Source organism: Moraxella catarrhalis (assembly GCF_001656295.1).
Taxonomy (GTDB): Bacteria; Pseudomonadota; Gammaproteobacteria; order Pseudomonadales; family Moraxellaceae; genus Moraxella; species Moraxella veridica.
Genome location: NZ_LXHE01000017.1, coordinates 131,979 through 155,950, shown reverse-complemented (window position 1 = coordinate 155,950; position 23,972 = coordinate 131,979). Strand labels below are relative to the sequence as shown.

The window sequence follows — 23,972 nt, the reverse complement described above, 5'->3', positions numbered from 1 at the left end:
CCACCCACACTGCCATCACTGACCAAGCAGGGCTTAGCCATATCAATACAGAGAATTTCAAACAAAAAGAAGTTCAAAACCAGCTTAACCCAATCATCACCAATGACTTTAACAAAGAGCAAGCACTTAAAGAGTTAAATACTCAGGTGGTGATTACCACAGAGTTTGGCAAAGAAGCACCAAAGACAGTGGCAAAGTTTAGCCAGTATCAACAAGATGCTATCCTATCGCAGTTACAAAATATCGAACATTTGAGCGATGAACAGATCAATGACATCCTAAGCGAAGCAGCCAAGTGGGATGAAGGTGGTATTTACCGTGTGGCTTTACACACTGCAACCGCAGCCCTTACCACAGGTACTATTGAAGGTGCTGTCACTACAGGTGGTGTGGCAGCAGCTGCACCAACAATCGATAAACTGTCAGAACAAATAACCGAACAATTGGTAAAAGCTGGCATTTCAGAAGATACGGCACAAAATGCCACAAGTCTAATCACGAGCCTTGCCATTGCTACCGTCACCCAATCAGCAGGCGTAGATGCATCAAGCACTGTGATGGCGGTGAATGCAGATGCGTTTAATCGGCAGTTGCACCCTGATGAGATTCGTTTTATTTTAGACAAAGATAGAGTAAAAAGATTCGCTGATAAGTATGGATTGAGCATTGAAGAGGCGGAAAAAGAGTTAGCAATTGTTGCTACGGCTTATCATGATTTGCAATGGGCAGAGGCATTTGAAAAAGATGGTGATAAATTAAATGTGTTGCACGAGGATCAGGATAGAGCTTTTGATTTTTTATACTACGATGAGGATGTTCAAAACTATTGGCACAATTCTACTGAAGCCAATAGCGGCATGAAGTTGTTTGAAGACGATTTAACAGATAAGGTTCGTGGAGACTCTTTTAAAAACTTAGATGAGCTAATGCGGGCTGCAGCTCATGATCAGACCGTCAGGGAGTATATAAAATTAATATGGGTTAATAAAGATCCTGCATTGGCAACTTTTGAGTATAATAAAGGTGTCACTAATGCTTATAACACAGCAAACACCAACCCTATTGAAACTACAAAGCTCATATTGGATGACTTTATTGATTTAATTCCTAACATCATCAAATCTGTACAAAGCTCTGATATTGGACCTATAGACAGTGTCCGAGGAGTAAAAGATTATGAAAGACTATTGCAGTTGCAAGGTAATTACTATGACTACGGATACTTAAAGGCATCTCAAGATATAGAAAACTCTCAAAAAATATGGATGACAATGCCGGCAGCTGAGGTATCAGCACTTGCAGCTGAAAAGGTTTTGTTAGGGAGGAATGTTGGGTATGATAAGCTCGCCTCCACTCAAGAGAATACTGTAAAAATTGAAAATAATGTTAATGTGGATAATCCCGGTCTTGCTGTACACGCAGTCAGAGAGTTTACCGCCACCAAAGGTAATCCTGTTATTCATCGTGCAGAAAATATCAATTTAGGACAAACCATTGACCGTGATGGATTAACAAGAGTTGATAAAATCAAAGAATTGAGTGATGACCAAATTGCCAACAATTTAGGCTTAGAGAATAGATGGCAATTATCATACCACCCAACAGGTTACCCCGCTTGGAAGCCTGGTACGGAAGTGGTGGACAGAGTGCTGGATAAGCCTGAAAAAATGCGGATGGTGATTGACAAAGACCAATACGATCAGTTGATGGGACAAGGAAAAAAATATGAAAACTACACCCCTGAGCAACGAAAACAAGCTTTAGGTGGCTGGGCAACCCAAGAACCGATTAACTCGGTTGCTGATATGCGTCAGCGATTGGCAGTCACCGAAGATTTTAAGTCCAATATTGCCAAAGACGGCACGCCAAACAAATTCTATGTGGTAGAATTTGAAGTCCAAGCAGGTGTCGGTGTCCGTGAAGGCATTGCAGGTACAATGTTTGATAACAAAACAGGTCAAGTGATGCCAGGTGGTGTTAAGCAAATTAACTTTGCTAAAGAAAACGCCTATACAGACCCCGATAAATTTATTATTGACCTTGATAGCATTAAGGAGATTAAGTGATGAAGAAGATTGTGGATATTTGTGATATATATATATATGAAGATGGTACTATTTTAGAATTTTCATCAAGCAAATGGGGTGATTATTCTGATATTATTTTAGATAAAAGAAAACGAGATATGAAACCTATATTTTTGGTCAATAAACTAATTTATGAAGATGGCTCTGAATGGATACCTCCTTTTTCAGAAGATATACAAATCATCAACAAAGACAGAACCGAATTTTTAGTGATATTCGGTGAAGAGCCTAATTCTTTTAGTCAAATCAAAGAACCCCCTTGGTATTTCCCACCCCCTGACAATGCCGCCATTTATTATTCAGATGGCACTTTAAAGCATCAAATAACTATACCAAAAAATGCCGATGGCAACTTTATTTTTACAGAAGCAGGACATTCAGTTAAATACCCACATCTTAAAACGGTGATTTTACAATTTACTAACCCAAAAATCAATAAAGGCGGTTGGTACAATCTTTATGCCATAGACCCTGATATACCCGAACTAATCAGTACAGGTCAGATGATAAAATGGTAGCATTTAAAAGGCAAGCAGGTGTCGGTGTTCGTGAAGGTATTGCGGGCACAATGCATGATGGTAAAATGCCAGGTGGCGTGAAGCAAATTAATTCGTTAGAGAAAAATGTGCATACAGCCCGTAGGCCGGGCTGAGGTACGAAACCCAATCAAGGCAAGTAAGGTTTGATAGAATTCTACTCGTTGAGGGTCTAACAAGTCTTTGGCAATAAAACCTGCCAAAGCTTCATGGCTTTCATTACCTCCTTGTAGATGACTACACTTTGGCAAGCGTGATTGTACCGGTACAAATCAATCCCAACCCCGCCACCATCTTTTTTGATGGTGGTTTTTAATCTTGATCAAGCGGTTTAAGGATGCATATCTCTTAGCTTGGGATCTTCATTGATATACGCCTGCACTCTAAAGCAGACATCCCGATAGCCGTGCCAGTAGTAATTTGCATCTTGTTTATCAAACATATGTCGATCCCAGATATCATCCATCCACGGAGTAAAGGTTGCTCGTGCAGTCAGCTTGAGTGGATGCTCCATGCCTTGTTATGGGCTGTATTGCACAGATAGTCTGATTGTTTGCTTGACTTTACATGACACACAAGAACACCGCTCCTCTTCCGTTCTTGTGGGAGCCAAACTCTCATTTTTTAATTCTTTCGCAGTCTTGTCTTGGTATTTCTGAAAGCAAAAGACTTATAATATCTATAAGATGTGGCATAATAAGACGAACAAAATGCTTGTTTATGAACTCAAAAATCAAAGAAATTAGTTAAATAATTGATTTTTAATATTATTATAATTTTGAAGTTCGTTACATAAAAGATTTGTTAAATATGATCTATCGGGTATCAGGTTTAAAGATTCTAGGGATTTGGTGTGCGACCTTTCGGCTCCCTCTCAGTAAAAACTTATAAATATTAAATTATCGATTTCAAAACTCCATTCCCATCTTGGCGGCTACATGGCTAAATGATAATTGTGGCGGTAAGATTCATATAGTGGTATCTATGACACAATGATTTGATGAGCGGTTGTTTGAATCAATTAAGATTGTTAAGAAAATGGTGTGGGATTTAGGGGTTTATCTAGTACAACCTCTAAAATTTTATGCGACTTAAAATTGATAAGAAATAAAGTCTGTATTAAAAAATTTATTCCACAATGAAGTAAACCCTTTACCCTACTCTAGGATAATCATAATATCCTGGCGATTGGATTATTAAAACAATACCATAAACCCGATCTTTTTATTATAAAGTAAGAATTATAATTTACTAAATTTTATTTCAATTTAGATTGATTGCTATGTTTGATAACGGTCGGTCAGTATGAAATATTTTGGTTAACCTCTTGATTAACCAAGGTAAAGCTACCAGTTTTTCTTACGGATTTTATAATGATTGCCCATTGATTTTTATCCAAGCCTATCTTATACTTCGCTGATATTTAACATAGGGTCAAAAGGAAAGCTGATGGATATTAATTTTGAACAACTTGCAAAAATCATCAGTCTCGTCGAACTTGCTAACATTCACGCCTTGGAAGTGCAAGATGGTCAACAAAAAATTCATATCAAAAAATACGCAGATAGCACTCATGCCCCACAAACAACCCACCATACCGACCTTAATTTGCAACCATCACAATCACCAACCACACAAACTGCGCAAACTAACAGCCAAATAAGCCAACTATCAAGCACAAGCACAAACACAGAGCTCAACCAAACTCACCATACTATCTTATCGCCCATGCTTGGGACGTTTTATCGTAAATCTAGCCCTGAGATGCCCAATTTTGTCAATGTGGGTGATGCAGTTAAACAAGGCGACAAGCTGTGCATTATAGAAGCCATGAAAATCATGCACGAAGTAAAAACGGAAAAAGATGGTGTGGTGCGTGAAATTCTTGTGGAAGATGGCGATATGGTGGAATATGATGCGCCGCTATTTGTGATTGAATGATTTAAGTTATTAAGTTATAATGGATTTACTATGAAACTAAGTTTTTCGCTGATCCTAAGCTGCGTCTAAGGATTAGCGGGAAGTGGTTACGCTCTGACAGGTTTGGCACGAACAGGTTTCTTAACAATAAAGCTTTGCAGAAATTCTAATACTATAAATATTAAAAGGAAATGATATGGCTAAATTTACTAAAATTTTGATCGCCAATCGTGGCGAGATTGCCCTACGCATTATCCGTGCGTGTCGTGAACTTGGCATTAAATCAGTACTTGTCTATTCTACTGCTGACAAAGACAGCCTGCCTGTCCGCCTTGCTGATGAGACGGTGTGTATTGGCAGTCATTTACCAAAAGACAGCTATCTGAACCAACGTGCTATTATCGCTGCTGCCGAACTGATGGATGTGGATGCGATCCATCCTGGCTATGGTTTTTTATCAGAAAATGCCGATTTTGCCGAATTTGTTGAAAATCAAGGCTTTACCTTTATTGGCCCTACCGCCACAAATATCCGCATGATGGGTGATAAAGTGGCCGCCAAAGACACTATGATAGCGTCAGGCGTGCCATGTGTGCCAGGATCTGACGGCGCTTTGCCTGATGATGATAATGAGATTATCGCGATTGCCGAAAAGGTCGGTTTACCTGTCATCATCAAAGCTGCAGGTGGTGGCGGTGGGCGAGGTATGCGAGTCGTTGAGACGATGGGTGAGCTGTTGTCTGCTGTTACTATGACCAAAAAAGAAGCCATGAGTGCCTTTGGTAATCCTGTGGTCTATATGGAGCGCTATCTTAAAAACCCACGCCACATTGAAATTCAAGTCATCGCCGACACGCATGGTAACACCATTCATCTCGGTGAGAGAGACTGCTCTATGCAGCGCAGACATCAAAAAATCATTGAGGAAGCTCCGGCTCCATTTATTGATGAAACTGCACGCCAAAAAATCGGTGATGCGTGTGTCAAAGCCTGTCGTGATATGGGTTATCGTGGGGTGGGTACATTTGAATTTTTGTATGAAAATGGCGAATTTTTCTTTATTGAGATGAACACTCGCATTCAAGTTGAACACCCTGTGACCGAACTTGTAACAGGCGTAAACCTAATATCCGAGCAAATCCGTGTCGCTGAAGGTGCGCCCTTACAGTTCACCCAAGACAACATTACGCTGACAGGACATGCCTTTGAATGCCGTATCAATGCCGAGCACTCTTTTACACTCATGCCATCAGCCGGCGTCATCAGCTACTGTCATTTGCCTGCAGGCTATGGTATGCGAGTGGATAGTCATATTTATACAGGCTACAAAATCCCTGCTTATTATGATAGCTTGATTGGCAAAATCTGCGTTCATGCACCGACTCGTGAGCTCGCCATGCAAAAGATGAAATCGGCTCTAAGCGAACTTGATATCCAAGGTATACAAACCAACAAGGCTCTACACCAAGCGATGTTTAATGACAAATCGTTTAGCAAAGGTGGCGTAAGCATTCATTATTTGACCCACTGGCTTGAAAATTATACCAACAACCAACCGAATCACAAGTAAGGGAAAATATGGAATTCCAAGCCATTTGGCAGTTTTCATCAGAGCGGACTCTTGTGCTGTTTTTGGATGGCAAGATTAGTCTTGATAAGCAAAAATTATGTTGGTCACTTGCTGAGTATTTAAAAGAAAACCCCATTGTCGTTGAAACGGTCGTGGGCATGAATGCTTTGACCTTATATTTAGACATAAGCACGATAAAATCCGCCAAATGCCTGAATACCCAAAGGGAGATTTTGCAAGCTTTGACTGATGAATTTATTGCTAATTTTAATCCAGTAAGCAATACCCAAAGTAGTGGCAAGCACGTCAAAATCCCTGTCATCTATGGTGGAGAGTTTGGGGTGGATTTGACGGATAGTGCCAAGCGTCTTGGTATGAGCGTGATTGAGCTTGTAGAGCGACACTCTGCACCGATTTATACCGTGTATTTTATTGGCTTTCAAGTAGGCTTTCCCTACCTTGGCGGTCTGCCCGATGAGCTGCATCTGCCACGTCACACCAAGCCACGCACGAATGTACCAGCAGGTTCGGTGGGCATTGGCGGTGCTCAAACAGGCATTTATCCTTTTTCATCGCCTGGCGGTTGGCAGCTGCTTGGGCGGACACAGTTACCCTTATTTGACAAAGCAAATACGCCCCCAACTCTCTTGCAGGCAGGCGATACGCTACAATTTGTCGTACAAGATATTTTAGAATAAGGGTTATTATATGTTGAAAATTAACACTTTAACAGCCACTGCCAGTATTCAAGATTTGGGGCGTGTGGGGTATTTGGGACTTGGCATTGGCAAATGTGGGGCAATGGATAGCCTATCTTTACGCCTTGGTAATGCCCTACTTGGTAACAATGACAATGCACCTGCCCTTGAGGTGACTCTTGGCGGTCTGACAGCGACATTCAGCCAAGATACAACGTTTTGCCTGACGGGGGCATATGTTGAGGCGGCACTTGACAACACAGTTGTCATCACAGGCTACCGTTATTTTGCCAAAGCTGGGCAAACGCTCACTATTAAACGCATAATCAAGGGGATGCACGCATATTTGTGCGTACAAAGCGGATTTGATGTCGCATCTGAGCTAGGCTCATCAAGTACCGATGTCAAAACAGGCTTGGGGGGCGTTGGGCGAGCGGTGCAATCTGGCGACGAGTTACCCTATCAATTAGGCGTAAAGATGAGCGAAATGGGTGCGCCAAGTCCTTATGACTTTGATCAATTCACCACTATTCACGTCATTAAAAGCAGTGAATATGACAAAATTATCAAAGAACAAGATGGCTTTAGCGCACAAATCTATACCCTATCCTCCAATTCCAACCGTATGGGCTATCGCCTAGAAGGTGCGCCCCTTGTCTTTGATGCCCTTGAGATGAAATCGCACGGTGTGGATTTTGGTATGATACAAGTGCCGTCAGACGGTAAGCCCATTGTACTCATGGCGGACGCACAGACTACAGGTGGTTATCCTAAGATTGGAGCAGTGATTGAGGCGGATTTGGGGCGACTTGCCCAGTTGCGATTTGGTAGGCAAGTACAATTTAAGTGGGTGGATATGGACTTTGCCATTGATAGCCTTACCAAACAAAATGCCCATATTCACCAGGTGGCTTATATGGCAAAGCGGTTCTAGGTCGCCTTTTAACTTTTAAAACAAGGATAAAACATGAATATTGATTTAAATGCCGATGTTGCCGAAGGTTTTGCTTTTGATAAAGAGCTTATAGCCATTGTCAGCTCAGCCAACATCTGTGCCGGGCTGCACGCAGGCGGTGTTGCGGATATGGTCAAAACTTTGAGCTATGCCAAAGAAAACGGCGTAAAAATCGGCATACACCCAAGCTATGATGACCGTGAAAATTTTGGGCGTACCAATCATCGCCTTGGATATGAGGACGTGCGTGCATTATTATTTTATCAAATGGGTGCGGTATGTGCGGTGTGCAACACGATGGGACTAACACCAAGCTATGTCAAACCACACGGCGCACTGTACAATCAAGCCGGCACAGACCCTGAACTTGCTCAAGCCATCGCGCAGGCAGTACATGACTTTAACCCAAGCTTTGCACTAATGGGGCTATCAGGTAGCGAGCTAATTCGTGCAGGCAAAAAGCTTGGGCTGACAACCATCTCTGAAGCTTTTGCTGACAGGCATTATAATGCTGATGGCACGCTTGTTTCGCGCACCCTGCCAAATGCCCTTATCCATGATGAAAATGAAGCGATCAGCCAAGTTATCCGCATGGTAGAAAAAGGCGAAGTTGTCGCTGAGGACGGTACAGTGGTTGCCCTTGATGTGGACAGTATTTGCTTGCACGGCGATGGCGAACATGCCCTTGCTTTTGCCAAGAAAATCAAAGAAAATTTATTGGCTCGAGGTATTACAATTGGTTAGGTTTTGATTTAACCACCAGGATTATGTTAATCAACATCATTGTTGCTTTTGGTAATAAGGAAATTTATGAAAAATACCAATAACTCTGTTAATCGCTCCGCCATTTTGGGAGCGGCATTTTTAATGGCGACATCTGCAGTAGGGCCGGGATTCTTGACCCAAACTGCCACGTTCACCGAAAAATTGGGGGCAAGTTTTGGCTTTGTTATCTTGATGTCTATCATCATGGATATTGGTGTGCAATTGAACGTTTGGCGCGTGATTGCCATTTCAAAAATGAAAGCCCAAGAGATTGCCAATCTTGTGTTACCCGGGATGGGCTATGTGCTTGCCGCCCTCATTATCATGGGCGGGCTTGCCTTTAATATCGGTAATATCGGTGGCGCGGGGCTTGGCGTGCAGTCAGTATTTGGCATTGATCCTGTTATTGGAGCATTAGTGTCAGGTGTGATTGCCGTTGGGATATTTTTGAGTAAAGAAGCAGGGTCTTTGGTAGATAAATTTGCTCAGATCATGGGTTTTGTGCTGATTGCACTGATTATCTATGTGGTATTTAGCACCAATCCGCCCTTTGGTGAAGCCATCGCACGAACCATCGCCCCTGAAAAAATTGATGCCATGGCAATCGTTACACTGGTGGGCGGTACGGTGGGCGGATACATTACATTTTCTGGAGCTCACCGACTACTAGACGCAGGCATAACAGGCAAAGAAAACTTACCTGAGGTTTCAAAAAGCTCCATTCAAGGCATTTTGGCGGCGTCCGTCATTCGCGTATTCTTATTCTTGGCCTGTCTTGGTGTGGTTTCGTCCGGCGTGGCAATGATAGCAGATAACCCTGCTCTCACGCCATTCATGCACGGACTTGGCGACACAGGTCGGATTATCTTTGGTGTGGTCATTTGGGCAGCATCTATCACATCTGTGATTGGCTGTGCTTATACATCTGTATCATTTATGACCAATTTTCATCCTATCATTGCCAAACATAGCCGTTACTTTATCATTGGTTTTATCGCCATCTCAACACTTGTCTTTGCAACCATTGGCAGACCCGCTCAGGTGCTTGTACTTGTGGGAACATTAAACGGCTTGGTGTTGCCGATTGCTCTTGTGGTTATCCTGCTTGCTGCTTATCGCAAAAAAATCATCGGCGATTATAAGCATCCTGTATGGATGGCAGTATTTGGCTGGATTGTGGCGGTTGCCATGTCAATTTTGAGCGTCATTACCATTTCTAAATACTTAGCGGGATAAAAGATAGGTTGAAAAATGATTGATTTTGAAAAGATTCAAAAAGTGGTCGATCTGGCAAGCCAAAGCGAGCTTTATGAAATTGAAATCACCGATGGTGACAAGCGCATCAAAGTGGTCAATGGCACTTTGGCAAATCAAGTAAATGTCAATACTCAAGCGCCTGCCCTTCCCGCCGATATGGCAAATAGTCACACTGATGACAGTCAAACCATTGTCGCGACAAGCGTGGGGCGATTTGTGCCTATGGCCAAACTCGGTGATACCATCAATGTCGGCGATATGGTAGCAAGTGTGGAAGCGCTTGGGGTGCTATCACCGATTATTGCTGATAAAGCAGGTGTGGTAAGCGAAGTGTTTTTGGGTGATGGAGACAAAGTGGAGTATGGCACGACACTTATAACACTGTCTTAATGTAGCATAAAATAAAAATCGGACGGAGATGCGTCCGATTTTTTCTAACTAAGCGGTAAAAGATGCGAAAGCCAACGATGAAAACAATCTAAGAGCTGTTTGGATTTAGAATTTTTCATACATGAAAATATAGCAAAACTACTATAAAAAAGGATTTTTGGCGCTATGAGCAATGTGGGTTTATCATCAAAGTTGTTTTATCAAAGATAGGTATATTAAGGCATTAAACCATGAAACTACCCTCACGCCATCAAATCAATCCAGCGATCACAACCATATCTTTTTTGATATTGGTGCTTATTGCTTGGCGGTTATATTCGGTGGGGTTTTTCGGATCTTATGGCTATGATATGAAAAATTACGATAAATAAAAAGATAGACCTGATATGGTGGAGCTGGAAATATTGATGAGTGAATTAACCAGCAATCTTCTCAAACCACAAAATATCAACCTAACAAATAAACCAGGTGTTAGAAGTATCGGTTATACTTATCTGAATTTAATCAGTTATCAAAGGTCAGTGCCGATTAAAATTTTTACAAAACCGATCTCAGCCGTCGTGATGACAATAAAAAACCAGACACCACCAAACCCATCTCAGTTACTACCGCACTATCGTATGGCTTTGGTATGCATACAGTTGCCACACCGCCCTATCAAACCGCACAAACCACAATTCATCCCAAAAATCAACTTAAAATGAATACCTTAGGGTTATCAAATGCTGATCAGTCGCTATTGAAAATACCATCATCGCTTGTTATCATACAGCATGGATATATTCACTGCCTGTCATTGGTCAAGAGTTATTAATCTAATTTTTAATAAAAATTAATATTCTACACACCATCGGCTCATCATATTTCACGTGCTTTACTTTGTTTGCTTTTATTATGAAAATGCCTTATTTACTACTTTTGGGCTTATTATTGAGCCAGCAGGCTTATGCCGACTATAGCTTGCTTGATGCCCAAAAACAGCTCATGAGCAACAGCCCTACCATTCAAGCAAGCAATGCTTTGTATCAAGCCGATGTCTTGCAAGCAGAATCACTACAAAAATTACACTATCCTAGGGTGTCGCTCAATGTACACGCCTTTACACTACACCAAAATAGCAGCATTCCTTTAGATAATATCAAAGAGCAGACGGCTGAGCGCATCAACGCGCATTTTGACCATCGCTTTGATAATGCGCCATCAAGCTTACTAGACACCTTGCATGCTGGCACCCAAAGCGCCATTGATCGCCTGCCCAGTCATCAAGATATCAGGCTGCGCCATGATGGCGTCACGCCGAGTATCTCTGCCATTATGCCAATTTATACAGGCGGATTAATCAGCAGCGCCAAAAATATCGCCAATTTACAAGCAGAGCGCGGCGAATTTGGGCTACAAGATCAAACTTCTTTGGCAAAACTTAACTTAATCCGCCACTATTTTAATGTAAAGCTGCAAGAGCAGCTGACCACTTCCCAACAAAAAATGCTCAACGCCATGCAGCTGCATGTGAATAACGCTTATAAACTAGAGCAACAAGGCTTTATCAGTCGTGGGCAGCGTATGCAGTTTGAAGTGGCGCGTAACCAAGTTCAAAGGCTGCATCAAGCCGCCCAAAATCAGCATCAAAACAGCATTTATGAGCTTGAATCATTGCTTGGTTTGTCTCGGCTTGATAGGCTTAGCACGCCGCTATTTATCAACACCAAAGAGCGCCCTGATTGGCAAGCCTTAGTCAGCGCTTCCCAAAATGCGCCATTAAATCAAAAACTTGAAGCCGATATTCGTCTTGCTGATGCCAATATCGCGCTCAGACAATCCACCAAAAAACCCAAGGTCGCCGCAGTCGCTCGTTATACTTTGGATGATGAGCCGGACTGGTTTGCCGGGGTGACAGTTCAGTATAATTTGTTCTCAGGGATCGATCGCGATAAACAAGTCCAAGCAGCGCATCTACAAAAACAAGCAGCTCAATCAGGTCGCGATCGTGTGAATCAGCATATTACAACCACCATGCATACCGCCTATGGTGAGATGGCACTTGCACAAAGCACACACGCCCTACTTCAGCAAAATCGTCAAGCTGCCGAAGAAAACTTGCGCATCCAAACCTTATCTTTTCAGGAAGGATTTGGGACAGTGACCAATGTGGTCGATGCGCAGACTGCTTTATCGCAGATCGAAAGTGAAACGGCACTCAATGCGTATCGATATATCTTGGCGTTGGCGACACTGCTGCACCATACGGGATCGATTGATGAATTTTATAGCCATCTGTATTTGCCTGATGCGCATCGACTGTGATTGATCAAATCAGTAGCTTATAAACCAAATCATTAGACAATTTAACACATTAACCACAGACAACATCTATGACTGATAACATTGATGACAAAAAGCAAAGCGCTGAGACTGGCTACCCAAAAAAGAAATCTGCTCTGACCGCTGATCAGCGAAAGCGTATCGCTGCCAAGCTGCTGTTGGTGCTGATTGGTGCGGTATTGGGCGTGATAATTTTTGGGCTGATGCAAAGCTATGATACCAAGCATAGTACGCCTACAGGTAATAATCAGCTGAATACCGATGACTCAAAATCAGGCTTAATCGGTAGCGTCAGACAAAAAATTGCCAAACCGACCACATTTAGCATCCAAGGACGCGTCGAGGGCGAAACGGTAAATATCAGCACCAAACTGCCCAGCCGTATCGATACCATCTATGTCAAAGAAGGTCAAACAGTCAAAGCAGGTGATCCTTTGGTTGAGCTAAGCAGCCCTGAAATCGAAGCCAAAAAACAGCAAGCCGCTGCCATGCTACAGTCCGCCCTTGCCTTCCAAGCTTCAACTGATCGTGGTGCAAGACAAGAAAATGTCGATACGCTGTATGCCAATTGGCAAAGTGCAGAAGCTCAGGCGGCTTTGGCAGCCGATACTTTCCGTCGCAGCGATTATCTGTATCAAGAAGGCGTCATCTCGCGTCAGCGCCGCGATGAAATGCAAGCTGCGCATCGGTCATCTGCTCAAATCGCCCATGCAGCGCATCAGCAATACCTAAAAGCTGAGCGTGGCCGCACCGATGAATTAAAATCGTCTGCCGACGCCCAAGTCCAAATCGCGCGAGCGGCGGTTGCCGAAGCCAATGCTTTGGAAGCCGAAACCATGCTTTATGCGCCCATTGATGGTACAGTCTCAAAAATCTATGCCCAAACCACCGAGCTGATCATGCCAGCGGTGCCTGTGATGAGCCTGCTTGACAATCACCCTACCATTAGCATCAATATCCAAGAAGATCAATACAGCCATGTGCAAGCTTTGCCCAAGCTGACCGGTTTTATACCTGCGCTCAATAAAAGCGCCGATTTCAAAATCGTACATACTGATGCTGAAGGCGAATTTGCCACCATCAAAAATACCAGACAAACCGGCGGCTATGATATACATAGCTTTAAAGCCAAACTTGAGCCAATCGCACCCATTGAAGGCTTAAAAGTAGGTATGAGTGTGGTATTTGACATTACTGTGACACCTTAAATTATCAGATCAGGGTATTTGTCATGGCAATCGATCCTACTCGCTTTATCCGTGCTTTTTGTCATGCGTTTGGGCGTGAGCTTGACCGCTTATCACGCAGCCGATTTGACTTGGTGATGGTGATGGCAATTCCTTTGATGATCATTGTGCTGTTTGGGGCGATGTTTTATCATGGGAAGGCGCATCATCTGCCTGTGGCACTGATTGATGAAGATCATAGCACCTTGAGCAGTTTGATCCATCATCGTATCAGCCATAATGAAGCTGTGCATATTGCGCTTAGCTCAACCGATATACAAGATGCGCACCATGCCATCAATCGCTTGGAAGTTGGGGGATATATTCATATTCCTAGCGGCGCTCAGAGCCGACTGGTGCGCGGTGAGAACACTGGCATCCACATCGCTTATAACCAGTCTTTTTTTAGCATTGGCAGCGCTGTGTCATCGGCTTTATCTAGTAGCACCAAAGGGGCTATCGCTGAATTTGTCAAAACCGAGCATCTGAACGGCGTATTACCCCACCTGCCTGTCGATGTGCCGCATATCAAAGTATCTGTGCTATTTAATCCCAATTTAAGTTATGAATTTTTCTTGGAGCCGTTTTTGGTGCCAGCGGTGCTGCATTTGCTGCTGTGCTGCTTGGTGGCAAATGCCATCGGTCAAGAATTTCGCGAGCGAACAACACACGAATGGCTACAAAAATCACCTGTGGGCGCCTTGTTTGGCAAGCTGTGGGTTTATGTGCTGATTATCAGCCTTTGGCATTGGTTGTGGCAGGCGTGGCTGGTAGGCGTACGCGGTTGGTTTGTGGCAGGTTCACTATTTGTGCTTATCATTGGTCAGCTGCTGTTTTATATTGCTTATGCCCTATTTGGTGCAATGGTCGTGCTAAGAACCCAAGATGTCAATAAAAGCTATGGCGTTTTAGCCGTCTATGGCGGTTCATCGATGAGTTTTGCAGGTGTGACGCTGCCATTAAACAACGCGCCTGGATTTACCCAGTTTTGGTCAGAAATTATCCCTTTTACACCCTTTGCGCGCTTGCAGGTCGAGCAGTGGGTAATTGGCAGCCCAGTGAGTATCAGCCTACCAAACCTTAAATCCCTGCTGATATTTGTGCTGATTTTTGGTGCGATCAGTGTCTTTATTGTGCACCGCCACCACTCATTAGCAAGCCGACCACTTGGTTTGGACAAGGAGTGATGATGCGCTTTATCAAAAAGTATGCCAGCATTTGGCTAGACATTGTCAAAGACCGATCCATTTTTTTGACCATGGTGCTGTCGGTGGTGTTTTATAGTTTTTTTTATCCTTTTGCTTATCAGGCTGAACGCCCTGCCGACCTACCTATCATCATCGTCGACGAAGAGAGAAGTCCGCTGACCCAAGCCATCATCCATACCGCGAGCCATACGCCAAATATACACGTTTTGGCGATCACTGACAGCTTTAATGACGCTCAAAGCATGGTGCAATCTGGGCAAGCAGATGGCATTTTGTTGCTGCCTTATAATCTTAGCCAAAGCATTCACCACGGCGAAACAGGCGGTGTTGGACTTTATCTTAGTTCGGCGTACTTTTTGCGTATTCAAAACATCGGTGCAGGCTTGGTGTCATCGCTACAGGCGACCATCATTGATGAGCTAGGACAAGTCACCCAAACCAGGCATAAGCCCATACCACAGATTATTCATACCAGCGCATTATTTAATCCTTTATCGGGCTATGGCAGCTATATTTTTCCTGCGGTGGCACCGCTGATCGTGCACCAGACAGTTGTACTTGGTCTTGCCATGCTGGTGGCGGGCTATCGCCAGCGACGATGGCGTGCAACCGTCTCTGATTTTTTAGCGATTTATGCTGTGGCGCTGACCATCGGCTGTTTGTCGTGTTTTTATTTATTTGGCTTTGCTTTTTGGTGGCACGATTATCCCAGGGGTGGCAACTTTTGGGGGATGATGCTTGGTGTACCCATCTTTGTCAGCTGCGCAATCGGCATAGCTTTATTGATCGCATCGTGGGTCAATGGTAGCGAAAAAGTGGGCGTGTTGCTGATTTTTACTTCTGTGCCATTATTTATGCTGACAGGACTTGCTTATCCTTTGATCGCAATGCCAAAATTTGTACAAGCCATCGCCCATGCCCTACCTACCACGCAAGGCGTACAAATGTTTGTGCAGCTTAATCAAATGGGCGTACCCACCCAAGATGTGTGGCAAAAAATGGTGTATTTGGCGAGCGTGGCGGCGGTTTGTTTGAGCATAGCGTTTTGGCGGCTGCGACTCAAAACTAAGAGCACCAAAGTGGGTTAAGTTTTTTAAGTGTCAATTAGTAAAAAATGGCATTGCACCACATGCATGCCATTTAAATAGACCTTATTTGAAGCTATTAGTTACCTTGACTAAATGATGAGTATTAATTACGGCATTTTATAACAAATATCATAAGGCTTATGCTTAAAACAGTAGATTGACTCTTCGGAATCTACATAATCTTGCGTTTCATCCTTTAATTTTTGATAAAAATAAGGATCTCTTGAGTAGCTACCTTTACTTGAGTCCATATCATCATGACTAAACTCAAACAAGTATGGTTTACCATTCAAATATAAATTGATGTAGTACCCACCTGCACCGCTACCACTAGAAATCACACATACATCTTTTTTCTTCAAGCTATCGCCTTGAAATAAATAACAAACCCCAATCTGATCGGGATTGGGGCGTGCATGTGATAACAGTGATACACCCCCGATGCATAAGAGTAATGCGATTGCAAATTTCATAAAATCCTCCATGTTTCATCTTACCGAAGACTTAAAGTGGTAAGAACGGATAAACAATTAAGCCAAGCGGTTGGAAAAGCAATGGCTGCTAAAAGATAAATGACAGGCGATACACAGGCGCAGGTTGCTGAATTAGCTATCCCCGTACGTATCCCATACGGGGTGTTTTTTGCCTACACAAAGTCTTAACGTTGGTTATTATGTGGTTATTATTATTTTTTGGTTATTAAAAGACAAAATAAAAGACCTACAACTTTCGCTGTAAGTCTTTGATTTTATTGGTACCAGTGGTCGGACTCGAACCGACACGCTTTTAAGGGCAACGGATTTTGAATCCGTCGTGTCTACCAATTTCACCACACTGGCATGTATGGTTAGCCTGTTTGGCTATGAGTGCGTATTATACCGATATTTTTACCACTGTCAACAACTTTTATAAATTTTTTTCTTTAAATTGTCATCTAAACCGCTTAAGCTCATATTAAGCCAGAAATAAGCTTGTCCATACCTTGTCATCAGTTATGGTGAAATGGTCAGTCAATATTACAAATAGCTTAACAGTTGATAACATTGTATTAACATGCTAACATACTAATAGCAAGGTTTTTGTTGTTTTTCATTTGTTTACCTAAGGAGTTTTCATGACAACTACCCCAAAGCCTAAGACAGCTGCGACAAGTTCAACGACTGACGCAACTGCTCCCAAAAAAACAACATCGACTCGCGCCAAAGCATCGACTACGACAGAAGCTAAGCCAAAGCCGTCAAAAGCCGAAGTGATCATGGCTCAAACTGTGGGTCAATTAGAAGATCTACTTGAGCATGCTACCCCTGAGGAGTTGGCAGAATTTGGTGAGGCGCTCAAAGAATATCTTCCCACAACTCAAGTCATCAGCCAAGTTCGTACCGATAAATCACGCGACACTCAGCTGTCAGACAACTGGCGCGAAGGCGGTTATCCCTACAAATATCGCCTAAGTCGCAAAAATTACGAAGCCCAAAAATACAAGCTACAAATTGAACTTCTAAAACTCCAACACCACATCAAAACTACTGGTCAAAAACTTGTCATCATCTTTGAAGGGCGTGATGCCGCAGGTAAAGGTGGTACCATTAAGCGCTTTATGGAGCATCTAAATCCGCGTGGCGCGCGCGTGGTCGCTTTAGAAAAGCCAACCGAACAAGAACGCGGTCAGTGGTATTTTCAGCGCTATGTACAGCATCTGCCAACCGCTGGCGAAATCGTCTTGTTTGACCGCTCTTGGTATAACCGCGCTGTTGTAGAACGCGTCATGGGCTTTTGTACTGATGAAGAATATCGTATTTTTATGCATCAAGTGCCTGAGTTTGAGAAGCATTTGGTAGAATCTGGCATTCATTTGGTGAAATTTTGGTTTTCGGTTAGCCGTGAAGAGCAGCGTGCGCGTTTTGCTAGCCGCGAAAACGATCCGTTAAAACAGTGGAAACTCTCACCAGTGGACAAAGCATCGCTCAATAAATGGGATGATTATACACTTGCCAAAGAAGCCATGTTCTTTAACACCGATACAGCAGAAGCGCCTTGGATTGTGATCAAGTCTGACTGTAAAAAACGTGCACGCTTAAACGCCATGCGTTATGTGCTTAATAAATTGACCTACGAAAATAAAGACACTTCTCAAATTGGCAATATTGATCCTTTGATCGTTGGTCGTGCGGGTGCGCTGTATGAGATGGATGAGCGCACAGATTTGACCGTCGGTACTCAATTACCCATCAGAGCAGCGGTAAATTTAACGATTAAACCTGCCAGCAAACCCGCCAACAAAACTACTGCAGCTAAATAAGTCTTTAAAATAAGCTCTTTGGCTTTAAAATCGCTCAAATTCGTTTGGGCGATTTTTTATGCCTTTATTCAAACAAAACCACTTAAAAAGCCTAAAAAGCTTAAAATTGCCAATTTGGTTTGGCTTTGCTACAATATTATCTCACTTAAATCACGCCAAAATTATGCCAAAAGACTCCATCGTAGAGCGCGCCGAAGCATTGGGCGCCGCCCCGTCCGACCCCGAAACGCTATTAAATAAACATCGTCAAATTGCTGAAAGTTTTGAAGCTCAGCTTGCCAAAGCAGAGCTTTCAGATGAAAATAACAACAATTTAGCGGGCACTCACCTGTCTTTATCGGATTATTTGACAGCGGTCAAAATGGTGATTGATGATAGTTTTGACCATGAAGTTTGGATACGCGCCGAGATCCGCGCCATGAATACCAAGGGCGGTCATTATTACTTTGAGTTGGCTGAGACCGATGATGCCGATCAGATCACCGCAAGCTGCCGCGCGACTTTATGGCGATTTCGTGCCAAGACAGTGATGGGCAAATTTGCGAAAATCACTGGTCAAACCCTGCAAGCAGGTGTCTCAGTCTTAGTCAAGTGCTCAGCCAGTTTTCATACCAATTACGGTTTTAGCCTAAACATCAGCGATATTGATCCGAACTATACCCTAGGCGAGATCGCCGCTGCCTATGCGCAGATGAAAAAACGACTGGCTGAAGAAGGGCTGATTCATTTAAACAAACAACATCCGATGCCGTTTGATATTCGTCATGTCATCGTGATCGCCCCTGAAAAGGCAGCAGGCTTGGGTGACTTTCGCGCTGAAGCTGATCGGCTCGCTTTGGCGGGCGCTTGCCAATTTCACTATCATCATGCCACTTTTCAAGGCAATCATGCCCCTGATGAGATACGCCTTGCGATCTCTGAGAGTTTAAGCAATTTTAAAAATGCACATGACACTTTGCCGGATCTGTTGGTCATCATTCGTGGCGGCGGTGCGGTTGGTGATTTGGCGTATCTGAACAATTTTGAATTGGCGGCTTTGGTGGCAGAATGCCCGATTCCCGTCTGGGTCGGCGTTGGGCATGAGCGCGACTCCGTGATTCTTGATGAAGTGGCGCATACCAGTTTTGATACGCCATCAAAAGTTGTCCTTGGTATCGAAGCGCATCTGGTCAAGATGACGCGTCAGGCGGTGGCTACGATGGAGCATTTGAGCAAACTTGCCAACACGCGTCTGGCGACAGCGCAGTCAAACAGCCAACGGCAAATTGAGCGAATAAAAAGAAGCAGTTTACATGCCATCAGTATGGCAAAAAAAGACAATATATATCAGCTTAGCCATATCAAAAGCACCGCCAAGTTTCGCTATCATCAAGAAAAATTAGCACTAAGCGCCCTACTGGCTCAGACCCAAAAATCAAGCTTAGCGATCACCTTACAAGCCAAACATGCGACAAAAACTTATCTTAATCAGCATAAAATCGTGTTTGATCATTTGCAAAAAGCCAAACATGACTGTCGGCATTTACAAAGCTTAATCTTGATTCAGCATCCAAGTCGAATGCTCCAAAAAGGCTATGCAATCGTTAATAGCACTCATAGCCATGAAATCATTCAAAGCGCCAAAACGCTACAAAAAAATCAGTCAGTTAAGATAACTTTTAAAGATGGGTCAGCCAGTGCCATCATCGAAGATGTCAGTATGCACCCAAGTTCTGATCACTTAATCACACCTATTAATTCTTATAAGGAGTCATAATGTCAACTGCACGACACCATGCCCAAAGCCGCTATACTTGTAAAGCCTATGATGCTAACCAAAAAATCAGCGAAGCGGATCTTAATGAACTACTTGAGACACTTCGTTTGGCGCCTTCATCTATCAACAGTCAGCCATGGCAATTTTTGGTGACGGACAACGCCGATACCAAAGCTAAAATTACCCAATCCATGGTGGGCGGTGATGCGCATAATGCCGCTAAAATTAACAATGCATCGCATGTCATCATCATGTGCACACGCACTGATTTGGGCGATGCTCACTTACAAAAGGTGCTGCAAGCTGAAAAAGATGGTGGACGTTTTGCTAGCGATGAGGTCATGCAGGCGCGATTTGAACTTTGCAATCATTATATTTCCCAACTGGCAGACGATCAAACAAAATTATTCCAATGGTCTGAAAATCAAACCTTTATTGCGCTTGGGCACCTGCTATTTGCGGTATCACTGATGGGGATTGGTGCCACGCCGATTGGCGGCTATGATCAGGCAGTGCTAGATGAAGCGTTTGGTCTTGCTGATCAAGGATTAAAAAGCTCTGTGCTGGTTGCGCTTGGATACGCCTCACAAAACGATGGTAATAAAAATCTACCCAAGGCACGCCTAAATGCCGAAGAAGTTATTAAGTTTATTTAAATTATAAAAAATGGATTGAAATACACACTCAATCCATTTTTTTTATTTATTAAAATACTCAAGAAATTGTCTTAAAAAATTCATCCACCACGGTAAATTGCTCTTTGGTGGTCTCACACGCATACATGGCATCGCGAAAGGCGTTAGAATTGGGCAGACCGCCCGTGTACCATGCGATGTGCTTACGAGCAATGCGGCACCCTGAATATTCCCCATAAAAGCGATATAACTCATCTAAATGTCTTAAGACCACTTCGTGGATCTCGCCAACCGTAGGCGGTGCCAAAAGCTCGCCAGTCTTGGCAAAATGGATAATTTGCTGAAATAGCCAGGGCTTGCCTTGAGCTGCCCGCCCAATCATTACGGCATCTGCCCCTGTTTGGGCTTGAACATCCAAGGCTTTTTGGGGGCTGTCGATGTCGCCATTGACAATGACGGGTATTTTGACTGATTGCTTAACCTGCTGAATCAGCTCATACCGCGCCTGACCAGTATAAAAATCCTCTCGTGTGCGCCCATGAATGGCGATGGCGGCCACGCCTGACTGTTCAGCGATTTGTGCGATATTAAGAATGTTTTCTTGCCCGTTGGCAAATCCCAAACGAGTTTTTAAGGTCACAGGCACATCAACTGCTGAGACGGCACTATCAAGCAGTCGCTTAACCAAATCTTCGTCCTGAAGTAGCGCCGAGCCTGCAAGCTTGCGGCAGACTTTTTTGGCAGGACAGCCCATATTAATATCAACAATCTGAGCGCCATTGTCGACTTGAAACTGGGCAGCTTGCGCCAGTTTATCAGGCTCAGCCCCTGCAATCTGTGCGCTGATGGGCGCAATTTCGCCATCAAAATTCGCGCGATAAAGAGATTTTTTACGTGCGTACAGCGCCGTATCTGCAATGATCATCTCGCTGACCGCATGACCTGCGCCAAATGACTTACAAAGCCTACGAAAAGGGTTGTCCGTCACCCCTGCCATCGGCGCTACGAACAATCTATTTTGAATCTGCAAGCCCCCAATGAATAAGGGCTGTAGTAAAATATGTTGATTTTCAAGGGGTTTTGAGTATGCTTGCATTTTGAGATATCTTTTTTAGGATCGCATATTATGACACAATTTTGCCATTGATGCATAGGTAGGATAAAATTTATATCTTAGGTTTGCCAAGCTTTGGTTGAGACTGCCACATCATATACTGCTCACTTTATCAAGCCCAGTTTGACGAACCGTAGGCGTATTGATGGCATTCATCAGCGCGCCGCGCGTACTGTAGATGTGCACCGCAGATTTTGCTCGCGTGACAGCAGTATAAATCAGCTCCTTTGATAGTAGCCGCTCGCTATTTTCGTCAAAGACAATGGCGACTTTTTGCCACTCAGACCCTTGTGATTTATGCACTGTGATGGCATAGGCAGTGCTTACGACGGCCTCGCTTAACATATCAACCGCCACCATGCGCAAACTTTCACCCTCAAAGTAGACGCTAAGGCCAGACGATCCCCACAAACAAATACCGATATCCCCATTAAATAAGCCCAAATCATATAAATTTTTGGTGATCATCACCACACGCCCATGAAACCAAGGCGAAGCTGATGGCGGTATTTTCTGAAAAGCTCGATGAGATGAGCTTAAGTAATCATTGATCTGATCATCGCCAAATGTGCCATGATGTGAAGCACAAAGAATGCGGTAAGCGTCCAATATTTCAAATAATTTTTTGACGCTATCAATGGACTCTTGAGCAGATAATTTTACAAAACTAAAACGAAGCTGTTTACTTGCCAAAAAATAATCCTGATAGCCTTGGCTAAGTTTTTGGTATATGTCATGACTCATTTTAGCGTGGGCGATGGGCTCAAAATCAATCTCTGTGTCACGATCGATCAGCTGCTGCACCTCCTCAAAGAGTATGTTTTGACGATGATCATTAATTAGCCTTGCTAATTGACCAACCCCTGATGTGTCTGTGAAGCGTTTTGAGACTGTTAAATTGACACGCAAATGCTTTAGGCGATCAATTCGGCATAAATCAGCCAGCACCGCGCCGGCATCAACTGCAGCCAGCTGATGAGCATCACCAAGTAAAATCACACGGCAGCCAGTGGCGATGGCGGCGAACAGCTGACTTGCCAGCTCTGTGCCAAGCATGGAAGCCTCGTCGACAATCAAAATATCAAGCGGCAGCTGATTTTTGGCATGATAGCGCGGACTGCCATCCGCCCCAATGCCAAGCAAGCGATGAATGGTCTTAGGTTCAGGCAGCTGTACATCGCTATTCTCACCCAGGGATTTGAGCAAAGATTCGCTCATGCGCTGAGCCGCCTTACCTGTAGGCGCGGCAAGCCCCAAGCGCACCAGTTTAGGCTCGGGCAGCTGATTGAGCGCGATCACAATCTGGGCAACTGTAAAGGTCTTACCCGTCCCAGGACCACCAGTGATTAAGCAAAATGCCTGCTTTGAGACCAGCTTGATGGCTTCACGCTGCTCGGCGTTTAGGCTATTTGATAACTGATCCAGAGTAAATACAGGCACCTTGGCCTCACTGATGCGCAAGATATGCGCCATCAGATGTGATTCAGCCAGGTAGGCGCGATGAGTCCATAAACACAGCCCGTCCGCTTGATGGCTAAAATAAATCGGCGGCTTATGAGTAAGCACGCTTTGAGTCTTTGGTGCCAAAATATCGCCAAAAAAAGTGTTCTTATCCAAAATACTCACAAATTGGCTCAAAGAATTGGCTTTTTTATATAAGACATAGTAAATACGCAGCATGGACAAAAACAGCGCAGTCAGCCGCTCATTTTCAATGACTGTATGATCAAGTAAGGATAATTGCCAACGAAAATTATTTAAGGTGTGCTCAACGAATTCTTTGATCTTAGCAGGATCTTCTGCACAATGATGATAATTATCAAAAAACGCAGCCCAGTCCACGCCCTCATCTGCCAATGCCTGGGCTATCACGGTCAGGCATGAATCCATGATTTTTTGTTGCCAAATGGGTATCACGCCATTCAAGCCATGACGATTATTCAAGTCGTCATGATCATTGATGCGCAGTATCGTATGTCCTTGATTGAGCTGAAATAACAGAGCATCCTGCATGATATGATATAGCTCAAAGTCAGGCAGGCCAAGCGTGCACTCAGCAGCCAAAACTTGCTTTTTGGCATACCAGTGGTGATTGTCTTGTATGCGATCGGTCACATATCGGCTAATGATATCCCCTGCCATCTTA

Annotated in this window: 20 protein-coding genes and 1 tRNA gene; 17 read left to right on the top strand and 4 right to left on the bottom strand. The window is 43.7% G+C overall.

The annotated features are described in order from the left end of the window. Nucleotides 1-149: 149 nt before the first annotated feature. The 14 genes from AO382_RS08120 (at nucleotide 150) to AO382_RS08055 (ending at nucleotide 16,022) form a co-directional block, all read left to right on the top strand. The gene (locus tag AO382_RS08120) at nucleotides 150-2,066 is read left to right on the top strand and encodes a hypothetical protein (protein ID WP_201030225.1); all 1,917 of its coding nucleotides are present in this window, start codon (nucleotides 150-152) and stop codon (nucleotides 2,064-2,066) included. Further along, nucleotides 2,066-2,605, top strand: coding sequence for a hypothetical protein (locus tag AO382_RS08115; protein ID WP_064619981.1), 540 nt, complete (start codon nucleotides 2,066-2,068; stop codon nucleotides 2,603-2,605). The genes AO382_RS08120 and AO382_RS08115 overlap by 1 nt, the downstream gene beginning before the upstream one ends. Nucleotides 2,606-4,072: 1,467 nt before the next feature. Next, complete coding sequence (gene accB / locus AO382_RS08110; RefSeq protein ID WP_064619978.1) at nucleotides 4,073-4,564, top strand: acetyl-CoA carboxylase biotin carboxyl carrier protein; 492 nt, start codon at nucleotides 4,073-4,075, stop codon at nucleotides 4,562-4,564. Between the two features lie 175 nt (nucleotides 4,565-4,739). Then, nucleotides 4,740-6,113 carry an acetyl-CoA carboxylase biotin carboxylase subunit gene (gene accC / locus AO382_RS08105; protein ID WP_064619975.1) on the top strand — a complete coding sequence of 458 codons (1,374 nt, stop codon included), beginning with the start codon at nucleotides 4,740-4,742 and terminating at the stop codon, nucleotides 6,111-6,113. Between the two features lie 8 nt (nucleotides 6,114-6,121). Then, nucleotides 6,122-6,811 (top strand): 5-oxoprolinase subunit PxpB, encoded by a 690-nt coding sequence (gene pxpB, locus AO382_RS08100; protein ID WP_064619971.1) that lies wholly within the window; start codon nucleotides 6,122-6,124, stop codon nucleotides 6,809-6,811. A 10-nt stretch (nucleotides 6,812-6,821) separates the two neighbouring features. Further along, on the top strand, nucleotides 6,822-7,745 hold the full coding sequence (locus AO382_RS08095; protein WP_064619968.1) for a biotin-dependent carboxyltransferase family protein: 924 nt from the start codon (nucleotides 6,822-6,824) through the stop codon (nucleotides 7,743-7,745). A 33-nt stretch (nucleotides 7,746-7,778) separates the two neighbouring features. After that, nucleotides 7,779-8,510, top strand: a complete 732-nt coding sequence (gene pxpA / locus AO382_RS08090; RefSeq protein WP_064619965.1) for a 5-oxoprolinase subunit PxpA — start codon at nucleotides 7,779-7,781, stop codon at nucleotides 8,508-8,510. Between the two features lie 66 nt (nucleotides 8,511-8,576). After that, the gene (locus AO382_RS08085) at nucleotides 8,577-9,767 is read left to right on the top strand and encodes an NRAMP family divalent metal transporter (protein ID WP_064619962.1); all 1,191 of its coding nucleotides are present in this window, start codon (nucleotides 8,577-8,579) and stop codon (nucleotides 9,765-9,767) included. A 15-nt stretch (nucleotides 9,768-9,782) separates the two neighbouring features. Next, nucleotides 9,783-10,178, top strand: coding sequence for an acetyl-CoA carboxylase biotin carboxyl carrier protein (locus AO382_RS08080; protein ID WP_064619959.1), 396 nt, complete (start codon nucleotides 9,783-9,785; stop codon nucleotides 10,176-10,178). Nucleotides 10,179-10,585: 407 nt separating this feature from the next. Then, complete coding sequence (locus AO382_RS10705) at nucleotides 10,586-10,882, top strand: hypothetical protein (protein WP_154806263.1); 297 nt, start codon at nucleotides 10,586-10,588, stop codon at nucleotides 10,880-10,882. A gap of 190 nt (nucleotides 10,883-11,072) precedes the next feature. Beyond that, a complete protein-coding gene (locus AO382_RS08070; protein ID WP_081261393.1) occupies nucleotides 11,073-12,482 on the top strand; it encodes a TolC family protein in 1,410 nt (469 codons plus the stop codon). Between the two features lie 68 nt (nucleotides 12,483-12,550). Continuing rightward, nucleotides 12,551-13,708, top strand: a complete 1,158-nt coding sequence (locus tag AO382_RS08065; protein WP_064619950.1) for an HlyD family secretion protein — start codon at nucleotides 12,551-12,553, stop codon at nucleotides 13,706-13,708. Nucleotides 13,709-13,731: 23 nt separating this feature from the next. After that, nucleotides 13,732-14,913, top strand: a complete 1,182-nt coding sequence (locus AO382_RS08060) for an ABC transporter permease (RefSeq protein WP_064619947.1) — start codon at nucleotides 13,732-13,734, stop codon at nucleotides 14,911-14,913. Next, nucleotides 14,913-16,022 carry an ABC transporter permease gene (locus AO382_RS08055; RefSeq protein ID WP_064619945.1) on the top strand — a complete coding sequence of 370 codons (1,110 nt, stop codon included), beginning with the start codon at nucleotides 14,913-14,915 and terminating at the stop codon, nucleotides 16,020-16,022. The genes AO382_RS08060 and AO382_RS08055 overlap by 1 nt, the downstream gene beginning before the upstream one ends. Before the next feature lie 107 nt (nucleotides 16,023-16,129). Here AO382_RS08055 and AO382_RS08050 read toward each other — a convergent pair whose 3' ends face one another. Both AO382_RS08050 and AO382_RS08045 read right to left on the bottom strand, forming a co-directional pair. Continuing rightward, a complete protein-coding gene (locus tag AO382_RS08050; RefSeq protein ID WP_064619943.1) occupies nucleotides 16,130-16,495 on the bottom strand; it encodes a hypothetical protein in 366 nt (121 codons plus the stop codon). 279 nt (nucleotides 16,496-16,774) lie between these two features. Beyond that, nucleotides 16,775-16,861: transfer RNA gene (locus AO382_RS08045), tRNA-Leu, on the bottom strand. A 275-nt stretch (nucleotides 16,862-17,136) separates the two neighbouring features. Between AO382_RS08045 and ppk2 the strand changes: the two genes are divergently transcribed. The 3 genes from ppk2 to nfsB all read left to right on the top strand — a co-directional run bounded on the left by ppk2 (nucleotide 17,137) and on the right by nfsB (nucleotide 20,733). Continuing rightward, nucleotides 17,137-18,321, top strand: a complete 1,185-nt coding sequence (ppk2, locus tag AO382_RS08040) for a polyphosphate kinase 2 (protein WP_227513663.1) — start codon at nucleotides 17,137-17,139, stop codon at nucleotides 18,319-18,321. A 106-nt stretch (nucleotides 18,322-18,427) separates the two neighbouring features. After that, complete coding sequence (xseA, locus tag AO382_RS08035) at nucleotides 18,428-20,077, top strand: exodeoxyribonuclease VII large subunit (protein ID WP_064620013.1); 1,650 nt, start codon at nucleotides 18,428-18,430, stop codon at nucleotides 20,075-20,077. Continuing rightward, nucleotides 20,077-20,733 carry an oxygen-insensitive NAD(P)H nitroreductase gene (nfsB, locus tag AO382_RS08030; protein ID WP_064619939.1) on the top strand — a complete coding sequence of 219 codons (657 nt, stop codon included), beginning with the start codon at nucleotides 20,077-20,079 and terminating at the stop codon, nucleotides 20,731-20,733. The genes xseA and nfsB overlap by 1 nt, the downstream gene beginning before the upstream one ends. Nucleotides 20,734-20,791: 58 nt before the next feature. Here the strand turns inward: nfsB and dusB are convergent, their stop codons facing one another. Then, the gene (dusB, locus tag AO382_RS08025) at nucleotides 20,792-21,808 is read right to left on the bottom strand and encodes a tRNA dihydrouridine synthase DusB (RefSeq protein ID WP_064619937.1); all 1,017 of its coding nucleotides are present in this window, start codon (nucleotides 21,806-21,808) and stop codon (nucleotides 20,792-20,794) included. A gap of 111 nt (nucleotides 21,809-21,919) precedes the next feature. Next, complete coding sequence (gene recD, locus AO382_RS08020; protein ID WP_064619934.1) at nucleotides 21,920-23,968, bottom strand: exodeoxyribonuclease V subunit alpha; 2,049 nt, start codon at nucleotides 23,966-23,968, stop codon at nucleotides 21,920-21,922. Nucleotides 23,969-23,972 lie beyond the last annotated feature (4 nt).

Coding starts and splice junctions, on each gene's coding strand:
- AO382_RS08115 (WP_064619981.1), top strand. CDS start 2,066: ATGAAGAAGATTGTGGATATTTGTGATATATATATATATGAAGATGGT.
- accB (WP_064619978.1), top strand. CDS start 4,073: ATGGATATTAATTTTGAACAACTTGCAAAAATCATCAGTCTCGTCGAA.
- accC (WP_064619975.1), top strand. CDS start 4,740: ATGGCTAAATTTACTAAAATTTTGATCGCCAATCGTGGCGAGATTGCC.
- pxpB (WP_064619971.1), top strand. CDS start 6,122: ATGGAATTCCAAGCCATTTGGCAGTTTTCATCAGAGCGGACTCTTGTG.
- AO382_RS08095 (WP_064619968.1), top strand. CDS start 6,822: ATGTTGAAAATTAACACTTTAACAGCCACTGCCAGTATTCAAGATTTG.
- pxpA (WP_064619965.1), top strand. CDS start 7,779: ATGAATATTGATTTAAATGCCGATGTTGCCGAAGGTTTTGCTTTTGAT.
- AO382_RS08085 (WP_064619962.1), top strand. CDS start 8,577: ATGAAAAATACCAATAACTCTGTTAATCGCTCCGCCATTTTGGGAGCG.
- AO382_RS08080 (WP_064619959.1), top strand. CDS start 9,783: ATGATTGATTTTGAAAAGATTCAAAAAGTGGTCGATCTGGCAAGCCAA.
- AO382_RS10705 (WP_154806263.1), top strand. CDS start 10,586: ATGAGTGAATTAACCAGCAATCTTCTCAAACCACAAAATATCAACCTA.
- AO382_RS08070 (WP_081261393.1), top strand. CDS start 11,073: ATGAAAATGCCTTATTTACTACTTTTGGGCTTATTATTGAGCCAGCAG.
- AO382_RS08065 (WP_064619950.1), top strand. CDS start 12,551: ATGACTGATAACATTGATGACAAAAAGCAAAGCGCTGAGACTGGCTAC.
- AO382_RS08060 (WP_064619947.1), top strand. CDS start 13,732: ATGGCAATCGATCCTACTCGCTTTATCCGTGCTTTTTGTCATGCGTTT.
- AO382_RS08055 (WP_064619945.1), top strand. CDS start 14,913: ATGATGCGCTTTATCAAAAAGTATGCCAGCATTTGGCTAGACATTGTC.
- AO382_RS08050 (WP_064619943.1), bottom strand. CDS start 16,495: ATGAAATTTGCAATCGCATTACTCTTATGCATCGGGGGTGTATCACTG.
- ppk2 (WP_227513663.1), top strand. CDS start 17,137: ATGACAACTACCCCAAAGCCTAAGACAGCTGCGACAAGTTCAACGACT.
- nfsB (WP_064619939.1), top strand. CDS start 20,077: ATGTCAACTGCACGACACCATGCCCAAAGCCGCTATACTTGTAAAGCC.
- dusB (WP_064619937.1), bottom strand. CDS start 21,808: ATGCAAGCATACTCAAAACCCCTTGAAAATCAACATATTTTACTACAG.
- recD (WP_064619934.1), bottom strand. CDS start 23,968: ATGGCAGGGGATATCATTAGCCGATATGTGACCGATCGCATACAAGAC.